The following is an 11,434-nucleotide window of genomic DNA, read 5'->3' as shown; positions in this document are numbered from 1 at the left end:
AACCTTCCATTTTTGTCATTAATCATTTGCAATTAATTAACATTCTAGTCACACTCTTTTCATCTGGTCGTACCAGATAACACTACCACGTAGAGGAGAGCAGAATGCTTTATCAAAGTGACACTATCTATATTCAATGGTTGAAACAAGGGATTGCAGAACTGGTTTTTAACTCACCAGGGCCAATTAATAAATTGGACACCCACACCGTTGCTTCACTTGATGAAGCCGTGTCTGTTCTTGAGCAACAAACCGAGCTGCAAGGTGTAATTTTCCGTTCTGATAAACCCGCTTTTATTGTTGGCGCTGATATCAAAGAGTTTCTGTCACTCTTTGAAGCATCAAAAGAAACACTAAGTGATTGGTTACACTACGCTAACAGTATATTTAATCGTATTGAAGACCTGCCTGTTCCAACGATTTGCGCCATTAATGGCTATGCACTAGGTGGTGGTTGTGAATGTGTTTTATCCACTGATTTTCGTATCGCCTCCCCTGATGCCCGAATTGGGCTTCCTGAAACGAAACTTGGGATCATGCCTGGCTTTGGTGGGTCTGTTCGGCTACCTCGATTAATTGGTTTGGATAGCGCATTAGAAATTATTACTGCGGGTAAAGATATCGATGCCTCTCAAGCTTTAAAACTTGGCCTTATTGATGCCGTTGTTAATACAGAAGCTCTCACACAATCAGCGCTACAACTCATTGAATCTGCAATCACCGGAGCCTTCAATTGGCAGCAAAAACGCCAACCTAAACTTAGCCCTCTGCAATTGAAACCTATTGAGCAAACGATGAGTTTCAATGTCGCTAAGGGAATGGTGTATAAGGTTGCAGGCAAACACTATCCAGCCCCTATGGCGGCTGTGAATACAATAGAAAAGGCAGCAAATTGTACCCGCGATGAGGCCTTAAAGCATGAAACAGCAGCATTTGTTCCTCTAGCGCATAGTGATGTTGCACGTGCGTTAGTGAGTATTTTTCTAAATGACCAACAAGTTAAGTCAAATAGTAAAAAGATCGCACAACGTATTGAGATTCCAACACATGCCACCGTATTAGGTGCAGGAATTATGGGCGGAGGCATTGCTTATCAGTCTGCCAGCAAAGGCGTACCTGTTTTAATGAAAGATATTAATGTTAAGTCATTAGAATTAGGGATTGAAGAGGCACAAAAGCTATTAAATAACCAATTTGAGCGTGGAAAAATTACAGCTGTAAAAATGGCGGCGACCTTATCATCTATTCATCCTTCATTATCTTACAATGGCATAGAAGATAGCCAAATCGTCGTTGAAGCCGTTGTTGAGAACCCTAAAGTCAAAGCTGCTGTATTAGCTGAAGTTGAGTCCTTAGTAACAAGTGAAACTATACTGGCTTCAAATACATCAACTATTCCAATTTCAACCCTCGCTAAATCACTAAAGCGCCCAGAAAACTTCTGCGGAATGCACTTTTTTAACCCTGTGCATCGAATGCCATTAGTCGAAATTATTCGCGGAGAACAAACTTCTGATAACACTGTTGCTAAGGTTGTTGCCTACGCCAATAAAATGGGGAAAACCCCTATTGTTGTCAATGACTGCCCTGGCTTCTTTGTTAACCGAGTACTTTTTCCTTACTTTGCTGGCTTTAACTTACTGTTACAAGATGGGGCTGACTTTAGAGAAATAGATAAAGTCATGGAAAAAGAGTTTGGCTGGCCAATGGGGCCCGCTTATCTTCTTGATGTGGTTGGTATTGATACTGCTTTTCATGCAGAACAAGTTATGGCTCAAGGTTTTCCTGAACGAATGGGAAAAAAAGGCAAAAATGCCATTGATGTGATGTATGAACAACAACGTTTTGGCCAAAAAAATGGCCACGGGTTTTATCAATATGAAAAAGATAAAAAAGGGAAACCGAAAAAAGTTGATGATCCGCGGACGGATGAACTACTTGCTACTATTTGCTCAACAAGACGCTCATTCACCAAAGAAGAAATTATTGCTCGAATGATGGCTCCAATGATCAACGAAGTTGTTCGTTGCTTAGAGGAAGGCATTATCCAAAGCCCTTCGGATGCAGATATTGCTTTAGTTTACGGTTTAGGCTTTCCACCATTTAGAGGGGGAGTATTCTGCTATTTAGATACCTTAGGTAGTCAATCTTACTTAAAAACAACGGAATCTTTGCAGCACTTGAGTCCTCTATATCACGCGCCTAGCGGCTTAAAAGGAAAAGCGGCTACTAATGCAAGATATTACCCACAGCCACCAGTAGTGGCGATTGATGTCAAAAAAGTTGCGAGAGGTTAATTCTATGGAAAATGTCGTCATTATTGATGGAATACGTACACCAATGGGCCGTTCAAAAGGTGGGGTATTTCGCCATGTTAGAGCTGAAGACCTTTCTGCGCACCTCATGAATGCGATTTTTGAACGTAATCCAAACTCAAGTAAAAAAGAATTGGATGACATCATCTGGGGTTGTGTTCAGCAAACACTAGAGCAAGGGTTTAATGTTGCTAAAAATGCAGCATTACTCACAGATATACCTCATACGGTTCCTGCCGTTACAGTAAATCGCCTTTGTGGTTCATCAATGCAAGCGATACATGATGCGAGCCGGTTAATTATGACAGGTGATGCAAAATCAGTACTCATTGGTGGAGTTGAGCATATGGGCCACGTCCCAATGACTCATGGTATAGATTTCAACCCTAAACTGACTTTACGTGTTGCTAAAGCCGCTGGAGCGATGGGATTAACTGCTGAAATGCTTGCCAAAATGTATAAAATTAGCCGAGAAGAGCAAGATGCATTTGCATTAAGGTCTCACCAACTTGCAGCTCTAGCAACGGAAAAAGGGAAGTTCAATAACGAGATCGTTCCAATTAGTGGCCATGATGCCACTGGTAACCTCATTTCGGTAAATTATGATGAAGTGATTCGCTTTGATGCAAGCCTTCAAGGTTTGGCTGCTCTTCGCCCCGCCTTCGATCCTGCTAGTGGTACAGTGACCGCAGGTAATTCATCTGCTCTATCTGATGGTGCATCTGCGATGCTGCTAGCCAGCGAAAGTTATGCCACACAGCAAGGCATTAAGCCTCGAGCTAAAATACGCTCAATGGCAGTTGTTGGCTGCGATCCATCGATCATGGGATTTGGCCCGGTGCCAGCAAGTGAACTCGCTTTAAAGCGCGCAGGACTAACTTTAAATGATATTGATATTATTGAATTAAATGAAGCTTTTGCAGCGCAATCTATTGCATGCTTAAAAGGCTTAAAGCTATCAGAAAATCAACTAGATGATAAAGTAAATCTCAGTGGTGGGGCCATTGCGCTAGGCCACCCTTTGGGATGCTCAGGAGCAAGAATTTCAACAGCATTGCTTAATCAATTAGAACAAAACGATAAACAATTTGGTTTAGCCACCATGTGCATCGGGTTCGGCCAAGGTATTGCTACAATTATTGAGCGTGTTTAACAATTTAGTTTTAGTTTTCGCAAACATTGTATTTTGTCGATGTTCCCGCCTAGTCAGGGGCGGGTTTTTTTTGCCTTTTTCTGGCCAAATAGCCACGAAAAATTTAAAGATTATCGATAGGCGGTAAGTGAATGAGACCCTAGGAGCATACAAAAGTATGTGACTAGGGCGAATGAGCGAAACCAACACCCCCTACAATTTGAAGTAGGACGGGTTAAATGAATTCGTAAGCATCTCCAAAGAGTTGTTCTGCCTTAGCTCCTCGCTCACTACAAAACCGCTCTCTCGCTATTTTAGCCATTTCAAAGCGGCCTGCGATATAGATATCATGACTGGACAAATCACCAAAATCTTCTAATACTGCGCTCAGGACTGTTCCTGTTCTACCACGCCATAGTTCGTCTGGTTGCTCTACAACTGGAGTGATCTTCAAATTAGGGTAATTTTCACTGAGGGCCTGCAATTCACCAAGGTCATATAAGTGTTCCAATTGGCGCCCCCCCCAATAGAAAGTGATATCACGATCCGAGTTTTCAGCTAAAGCTGCAAGTAATACAGAGTGGGTATAGGAAAAACCGGTCCCACCTGCAATTAAGATCATTGCGTTACTGCTATTTTCCCGAAACCAAGCTTTACCGTGAGGAATGTCAATATTTATACGTTTCTGGTCTAAAATTCTATCCATGACAGCCATTGCGTATAAATTAATCTCAGAAGCACCAATATGTAATTCAATAGTTTCTTTATTATTCGGTGTAGAAGCCATTGAAAATGGTCGCTTATCTCTCTCATCCATCACGACCATTAAATATTGACCTGCTTTAAAATGAAAAGGACCATCTGGCAACAAAATCACCCGATAAACCGTATCCGTGATAGATTCAACAGATGTTACTTTACAGCTTAAAGTTGCCATGGTTTCCCTCTTATTTTGTGTCAAAAATATTTAACTGTTCCCAAATATCATCAATGCGAGATTTAACGCTCTCTGTCATTACAATAGGACGCCCCCACTCACGATCTGTCTCACCCGGCCATTTGTTGGTGGCATCAAGCCCCATTTTTGAGCCTAATCCTGATACAGGAGAAGCGAAGTCGAGATAATCTATGGGCGTATTTTCCATCATTACTGTGTCACGAGCAGGATCCATACGGGTTGTAATTGCCCAGATGACATCTTTCCAGTCTCGTGCATTAATATCATCATCACAAACAATAACAAACTTAGTGTACATGAATTGGCGCAGGTATGACCAGACTCCCATCATGACTCTTTTAGCATGTCCTGCATATTGTTTTTTCATTGTCACAACGGCAAGACGATACGAGCACCCTTCAGGAGGAAGATAAAAATCAACAATTTCAGGGAATTGTTTTTGAAGAATGGGAACAAGGACTTCGTTTAAGGCTTCCCCTAATACTGCGGGCTCATCTGGTGGCCTTCCCGTATAAGTTGAATGATAAATTGCATCACGACGCTGAGTCACATGAGTTACAGTAAATACTGGGAAATTATCTATTTCATTATAATAACCAGTATGGTCACCATAAGGGCCTTCAGGGGCCATTTCACCCGGTTCAATATACCCTTCTAAAATAATTTCAGCGCCAGCAGGAACTTCGAGGTCATTCGATATGCATTTAACAACCTCGGTTTTATTACCACGCAACAACCCCGCAAAAGCGTACTCTGATAATGTGTCAGGAACTGGTGTTACCGCACCTAAAATGGTCGCAGGATCTGCACCAAGGGCAACTGCAACAGGAAATTTTTCACCGGGATGTGCTTGGCACCATTCTTGAAAATCCAAAGCACCACCGCGATGAGATAGCCAACGCATAATAACTTTATTTTTTCCAAGAACTTGCTGACGATAAATACCTAAGTTTTGCCTTTCTTTATGTGGGCCTTTAGTCACCGTCAGACCCCATGTAATTAGAGGGGCAGCATCTTCTGGCCAACAATGCATAACAGGTATTTTTGTGAGATCAACGTCTTCACCTGCCCAAATTTGTTCCTGACAAGCCGCTGAGCTTAACCGTTTAGCTGGCATATTCAACACTTGTTTAAATTTTGGAAGCTTATCAAAAAGGTCACGGAAACCTTTCGGTGGATCAGGCTCTTTCAGAAACGCCAGTAATTTGCCTACTTCATGTAAAGCTTTTATATCTTCTTGCCCCATCCCCATCGCAACACGTTTAGTTGTTCCAAACAGGTTACACAAGACAGGCATGTTATAGCCTTTGGGATTTTCAAATAATAGGGCCGGTCCCCCTGCTCTTAGTGTACGATCTGCAATTTCTGTCATTTCCAAATAGGGGTCGACTTCCATTGTAATGCGTTTTAGCTCGCCTTGTTTTTCAAGTTGCGAGATGAAATCTCTAAGGTCACGGTATTTCATTATCTTCTTTTACTGTTACAGAGGGAGTCCCATTATAAGACGTCCGGCCAAGGTTACAAGTTACTGTCTAAAGCACTTAAAAATCAATCTTTTTCTGGTTTAGTATACCATTTTACTGGCAATCAAAAGGGACTAATTTTTCTAATAGTAATGTATTAAATTGCTCTGAGAATGTTTTATTATGCTGAAATAGTTTAAAACCTTCATCTTTTCCACTGAAATAATGAAGTTCATTACCTTTAATTTGTAACCCACTTCCTTCCCTGAGCGCAACAACAACTTCATGAGGATTAATCACACAAAATTCTTGTAATCGCTCATCACGAGTTTCTCCCATATGACCAGAGATGTGAGCATCAATATAATGAGGATTAATTTGTAATGGGAATAGCCCTAAAGATGGCATAATTGCTGCGTTACTCACAGGCATATCATTCGTAGTACGAATACTTGGTGTCGCTACATTACATCCTGCGCTCCAGCCGATATATGGCACGCCACGTTCACGAACTGCGCGTTGAATCGCAACGATCAACCCATTCTCATGTAGGCATTTATTCAACCACCAAGTATTGCCGCCACTTACAAGAATGCATTCTGCCTGCTCAATCGCGTCCACTGGACTAGAAAAATGCTCAATTGATGTAACTTTTATTCCCAACGCTTCGGAAAGCTGCTCTGCTCTTTCGTCATGTGAGCCACGAAGAACTGCATAAGGAACCAAAACCGCTGACTTTATGTTCTTACGAGCAATCATTTCTTTGATTCGAGGTAAAGCGTAGCTTAGCCATACAGGGTTGCCTGGTAGCTTGCCGTTACTCAACAAAAAGATATCCATTATGTCTCCTACTGATTTGGTTTTTGCATTACAGTTATCATAAGACTATATTCGATTAATATAGACTGATGAATATCAATGATATGGTGCTGTTATTCATTAGTCACATTGTTATGTCGTAATTTGTTATCATAAACATAGTTTTGTCAGATGGAATTCAAAAAAATGGAAAAATGGTATTTGCTTTATTGCAAACGAGGCCAAATTGAACGCGCTATGGAGCATTTAAATCGACAGAATGTTGTTTGTATGACGCCCATGACTGAAATGGAAAAAGTGGTTAGAGGAAAAAGAACGACTGTGCAAGAAGCTCTGTTTCCAAATTACTTATTTGTGAAATTTGATCATAATGAAATTCATACGACAACAATCCAGTCAACGAGAGGGGTCAGCCATTTTATTCGTTTTGGCCAATTGCCGACGGAAGTCCCTGAAGAGATTATTGAACTCCTACAACAAACCCCTATTAGTTATTCTGTCGCGCCAGATATACCAAAGCATGGTGACCAAGTGACTATTACCGAAGGTATTTTTGCGGGGGTGCAAGCTATTTTTGCTGAACCTAATGGTGAGTACCGTTCTATTCTTTTGCTGAATATTTTAAATAAAAGCGTCCCCAAAGTAGTTGATAATACACAGTTTAAAAAAAATACAGATTAAGCATTGAAGTAATAAAAAAGCCCTTCTTAGAGGGCTTTTCATCATTCTGTATTGAATAACGATAGGTTAACGCAAATTAGGACTCTTCTTTTTCTTCTTCCTCTACGCCTTCTTGTCGATTTCTACCTTTGCCAACATAGAAATTGGATAGTAAAACACCGAGCTCAAAGAGCAAATACATAGGAACAGCAAGTAAAGTTTGAGAGAGAACATCAGGCGGCGTTAAAAACATCCCAACGATAAATGCCCCGACTAAAATATAAGGACGTTTACGTTTTAGGGCTTCAGGTGTAGTGACGCCTGTCCAACACAGTAAAATAATTGCAATAGGGACTTCAAATGCAGCACCAAAAGCCATGAATAATGTCATGACGAAACTAAGGTATTTACTGATATCTGGGATAAAGTTAACGCTATCTGGAGTTGTTTTAACAAAGAAACCAAATGCGAGCGGAAAAACAACGAAGTAGGCAAATGCCATTCCCAAATAAAACAAGAAACTACTTGAAACAAGCAAAGGCAACATGAGTTTACGTTCATGCTTGTATAAGGCAGGTGCAATGAAAGCCCATATTTGATAGAGAATAACTGGGATCGATACAAAAACCGAAACCATCATTGTCAATTTAATTGGGGTAAAGAATGTAGACGCCACATCCGTCGCACTCATTTGCGAACCTACTGGCAGCTTATCAATCAAAGGAGCTGCAACCAGCCGATAGATATCATTTGAAAAATAAGCAAGCGCAGCAAAAACAATTAAAACTGTAATTAAACAGTTGAGTAGCCGTTTACGAAGTTCAATGAGGTGGCTAATAAGTGGTTGTGTATCATTTACAGCCATGTGTTATTTTTCACTTTCAGTTTGATTAGAGTTTTTTACATTAGCATCGAGTGATTCTACTGTTTTCACAGCGGCTGAATCTTCCGGTTTCTGCTCCTCCTCAACAACTGCCGCCATTTTAGCTGCATGTTCAGGGTTTGGATCAGACTCTTCAGGTTGCTGAGTATTATCTTTCGCTTCCTTTACAGCACTATCGTAACTGTCAGTGATCTCTTTTGCTTTGTTTAACTCTGTTTCAATATCATTAGTTGTCGCTTGGTAATCGCTTTTAAGCGATTGTGCCGCTGTACGCAGTTCTTCCATAGACTGCTTAAGTTCCGGAGAAAGCGCTTCTAAATTAGCTTTTTCTTCCACCTTTTTCAGCGTTTCTTGTAGCTCCTGCAGCTTTAATTCTTGCGATAACTCGTTTTGTACATTTGCAGCCATAGAGCGCATCGCACGGATCCACCCAGCGACAGTTCTCACTGCCACTGGTAACCGCTCAGGGCCTAATACAACGAGACCAATAACTGCAACAAGCAACAGTTCACTAAAACCTATGTCAAACACGGTTTAACCCTGCTCTTTGTTTTTGCTCTCAACTGGGCTTTCTTTCTTTTCAGCAGCCTGTTGTTCAGTAATATTTTTAGGTGCGAAGTCAGCATCTTGCTTTTCTTGTTCTGCTTTTGCTTTTTCGTCATCATTCATTGCTTTTTTAAAGCCTTTGAGTGACTCCCCCAAATCCGAGCCTAAAGAACGCAATTTTTTGGTGCCGAAAATTAAAATAATAAGCAAAGCAATGATAATGAGTTGCCAAGGACTACCGAAAGCAGCCATTGCAATAGTTGATTCCATTGTTAATACCTCTATAGTTTTGGGATCAATTGTTGTTAGATCTATTATATACAACCAACACAAAATACGGAAATGTTCACAGCCTTATAAACTTGTCGCAAAACAAAGTTTACTTAATTTCCGCCAGTTTTACACCAACCAAACAACCAAGACAGTGCTCCTGCCACCATAAACACAATACCAAACGGGGTGAGATTCGAAATAAGGAACATACTCCCACAGAGAATAAATGTGGCACCTATACCTAAAAGGTACTGAGATTTACGTTGTTTATTACGCTGACTTTTCAGTTGTTGCGTTAGTTGGTCTATGTTTGATTGTAAGTATTTATGTTGCCGTAATGCACCATAAATTAAATCAGGAATTTCAGGCATTTTTTCTGCCCAATACGGTGCCTTTTCTTTTAATGCTTGAGTAATTGCAGGTATCCCTACTTGGCTATGAACCCAATCCTCAAGGAATGGTTTTGCTGTTTTCCAGAGATCAAGCTGCGGGTAAAGCTGCCGACCTAACCCTTCAACATACAATAATGTTTTTTGTAATAATACCAACTGTGGCTGAACTTCCATGTTGAAACGACGTGCTGTATTAAATAAATTCAATAACACTTGCCCAAATGAAATTTCAGCCAATGGTTTTTCAAAAATAGGTTCACATACCGTACGGATAGCAAACTCAAAGTCTTCCACATTCGTGTCTGAAGGAACCCAGCCTGAGTCAACGTGTAGTTCTGCTACTTTGCGGTAATCACGATTAAAAAACGCAATAAAGTTTTCTGCCAAATAACGTTTGTCTTCTTTGTTCAATGAACCGACTATTCCACAGTCTATCCCTATGTATTGAGGATCTTCTGGATGATCGTAGCTAACAAAGATATTTCCTGGATGCATATCTGCATGGAAAAAACTGTCGCGAAAAACTTGTGTAAAGAAGACTTTAACACCACGCTCTGCCAGCAGTTTCATATTGGTTCCTTGCGCTTTAAGCGCAGCAATATCAGAAACTGGGATCCCGTAGATACGCTCCATGACCATCACATTTTCACGACAATAATCTGGATAGACCTCTGGCACATACAGCATGGCGCTGTTTTCAAAATTACGACGAAGCTGAATGGCATTTGCTGATTCACGGAGCAAATTAAGCTCATCAATCAACGTTTTTTCGTATTCACGCACGACTTCTTTTGGTCTTAACCGCCGCCCATCTGGCAACAACGGAACCCAATTGGCAATGCGGTACATTAATTTAATGTCAGCTTTAATAATTGGCAGAATATCAGGGCGAATAACTTTGATGACAACATCTTTGCCATTTTCTTTTAACGTTGCGGTATGAACCTGAGCAATAGATGCAGAAGCTAAAGCTTGTTCATCAAAATCATCAAACCATTGTTCTAAAGGGCCTTCGAGAGATTCTTCAATATAGCTTCGTGCCAGTTTGCCATCAAAACTCGCCACTTTGTCTTGCAATAGCGAAAGTTGATCTGCGATTGCGGGTGGGAAAAGATCTCGACGAGTCGATAGCATTTGGCCAAATTTGATCCAAACCGGCCCGAGTTCTTGTAGGGCGAGACGAAGCCTTTCACCTAATGCTTTGTCTTTATGCTTATTTCTGATCCAAAAGAAACCTAAGCGACCAATTCTTAATGGTAACGTTAGTTTAATTTTGGGGATTAACTCATCTAATCCGTAAGAGAGAAAAACCCGAATAATGAAGTAAAGTCGTTTTATTTCACCGGGTGTCATGCTTCTCCTCCAACTGGCTTAACCGTTGCTCAAGCGCACTCATTGAATATTCCACTTGCTCAACCTCATCACTAAAATGAGCGAGTTCAAGCTGGCTAGGTGCCATTTTCCATTCTTCAACAATGGCGTCTTTGATATACGTTTTTTGCCGTTTTACTAAATGAGATGCAAGACAAACACCTTTATTCAGGAACTTACTAAGGCCCTCTGCTGCAACATCACCAATGTAAGGAGACAGATAATGAGCAGGGTTCCAAATAGCTAAGTCAAGCAAAGAAGACCAGTGCTGTACAATTTGCATATCCCCTTCAATCACGATATCACCACGATTGATAAGTTGAGATAATTGCTGTTTGTCTTTCAATTTAACGAGCGTGAAGATGGATGTTTTAATGGTACAGTCCGCAGGCTCAACCCACTGGCTTAACACATCAACATGATTTTCAGCAAAAACGAGCGTCAACGTTTTATTCAGTTCTTTAAGTTCAATTGCCATAACTTTGCCTGCCAAACGCATCCTAGCTGGCTGTAGAACTTTTTCTTTGAACAACATGTGGTTAAGAGAGGTTTCCATCAATGCTGTGATCAAAGAATACAAAACTGTATTTTGGTTTTCGGTATGTGTTGATGGTGCTTCCAT

Annotated in this window: 11 protein-coding genes; 3 read left to right on the top strand and 8 right to left on the bottom strand. The window is 40.8% G+C overall.

Annotated features, from left to right (window positions below; translation table 11 throughout):
• The first annotated feature begins 104 nt into the window (after window positions 1–104).
• Together fadB and fadA are read left to right on the top strand one after the other, a co-directional pair.
• Window positions 105–2,297, top strand: a complete 2,193-nt coding sequence (fadB, locus tag P3L37_RS02515) for a fatty acid oxidation complex subunit alpha FadB (protein WP_272667552.1) — start codon at window positions 105–107, stop codon at window positions 2,295–2,297.
• A gap of 4 nt (window positions 2,298–2,301) precedes the next feature.
• Window positions 2,302–3,468, top strand: coding sequence for an acetyl-CoA C-acyltransferase FadA (gene fadA / locus P3L37_RS02510; protein WP_004914870.1), 1,167 nt, complete (start codon window positions 2,302–2,304; stop codon window positions 3,466–3,468).
• 214 nt (window positions 3,469–3,682) lie between these two features.
• Here the strand turns inward: fadA and fre are convergent, their stop codons facing one another.
• The 3 genes from fre to pepE all read right to left on the bottom strand — a co-directional run bounded on the left by fre (window position 3,683) and on the right by pepE (window position 6,708).
• Window positions 3,683–4,384 carry an NAD(P)H-flavin reductase gene (gene fre / locus P3L37_RS02505; RefSeq protein ID WP_004914872.1) on the bottom strand — a complete coding sequence of 234 codons (702 nt, stop codon included), beginning with the start codon at window positions 4,382–4,384 and terminating at the stop codon, window positions 3,683–3,685.
• A 10-nt stretch (window positions 4,385–4,394) separates the two neighbouring features.
• The gene (gene ubiD, locus P3L37_RS02500) at window positions 4,395–5,870 is read right to left on the bottom strand and encodes a 4-hydroxy-3-polyprenylbenzoate decarboxylase (RefSeq protein ID WP_004914873.1); all 1,476 of its coding nucleotides are present in this window, start codon (window positions 5,868–5,870) and stop codon (window positions 4,395–4,397) included.
• Between the two features lie 112 nt (window positions 5,871–5,982).
• Complete coding sequence (gene pepE / locus P3L37_RS02495) at window positions 5,983–6,708, bottom strand: dipeptidase PepE (protein WP_109912570.1); 726 nt, start codon at window positions 6,706–6,708, stop codon at window positions 5,983–5,985.
• A gap of 165 nt (window positions 6,709–6,873) precedes the next feature.
• Here pepE and rfaH point away from each other — a divergent pair, with 165 nt between their 5' ends.
• The gene (rfaH, locus tag P3L37_RS02490; protein WP_004914877.1) at window positions 6,874–7,368 is read left to right on the top strand and encodes a transcription/translation regulatory transformer protein RfaH; all 495 of its coding nucleotides are present in this window, start codon (window positions 6,874–6,876) and stop codon (window positions 7,366–7,368) included.
• 76 nt (window positions 7,369–7,444) lie between these two features.
• On the opposite strand, the gene tatC is transcribed toward rfaH, so the two are convergent.
• The 5 genes from tatC to P3L37_RS02465 all read right to left on the bottom strand — a co-directional run bounded on the left by tatC (window position 7,445) and on the right by P3L37_RS02465 (window position 11,434).
• Entirely contained in the window at window positions 7,445–8,212 is a 768-nt protein-coding gene (tatC, locus tag P3L37_RS02485; protein ID WP_109912571.1) for a Sec-independent protein translocase subunit TatC, read from the bottom strand.
• Between the two features lie 3 nt (window positions 8,213–8,215).
• Window positions 8,216–8,761 carry a Sec-independent protein translocase protein TatB gene (tatB, locus tag P3L37_RS02480; RefSeq protein WP_004914882.1) on the bottom strand — a complete coding sequence of 182 codons (546 nt, stop codon included), beginning with the start codon at window positions 8,759–8,761 and terminating at the stop codon, window positions 8,216–8,218.
• 3 nt (window positions 8,762–8,764) lie between these two features.
• Window positions 8,765–9,046 carry a twin-arginine translocase TatA/TatE family subunit gene (gene tatA / locus P3L37_RS02475; RefSeq protein WP_004260812.1) on the bottom strand — a complete coding sequence of 94 codons (282 nt, stop codon included), beginning with the start codon at window positions 9,044–9,046 and terminating at the stop codon, window positions 8,765–8,767.
• A gap of 113 nt (window positions 9,047–9,159) precedes the next feature.
• Window positions 9,160–10,794, bottom strand: coding sequence for a ubiquinone biosynthesis regulatory protein kinase UbiB (gene ubiB, locus P3L37_RS02470; RefSeq protein ID WP_004914885.1), 1,635 nt, complete (start codon window positions 10,792–10,794; stop codon window positions 9,160–9,162).
• A complete protein-coding gene (locus tag P3L37_RS02465) occupies window positions 10,781–11,434 on the bottom strand; it encodes an SCP2 domain-containing protein (protein WP_004914888.1) in 654 nt (217 codons plus the stop codon). Before P3L37_RS02465 ends, ubiB begins: the two co-directional genes overlap by 14 nt.

The sequence above is a fragment of the Providencia sp. PROV114 genome (assembly GCF_032704305.1).
Taxonomy (GTDB): Bacteria; Pseudomonadota; Gammaproteobacteria; order Enterobacterales; family Enterobacteriaceae; genus Providencia; species Providencia rettgeri.
The sequence above is the reverse complement of the archived record's forward strand: the minus strand, read 5'-3'. Positions and strand labels throughout refer to the sequence as shown.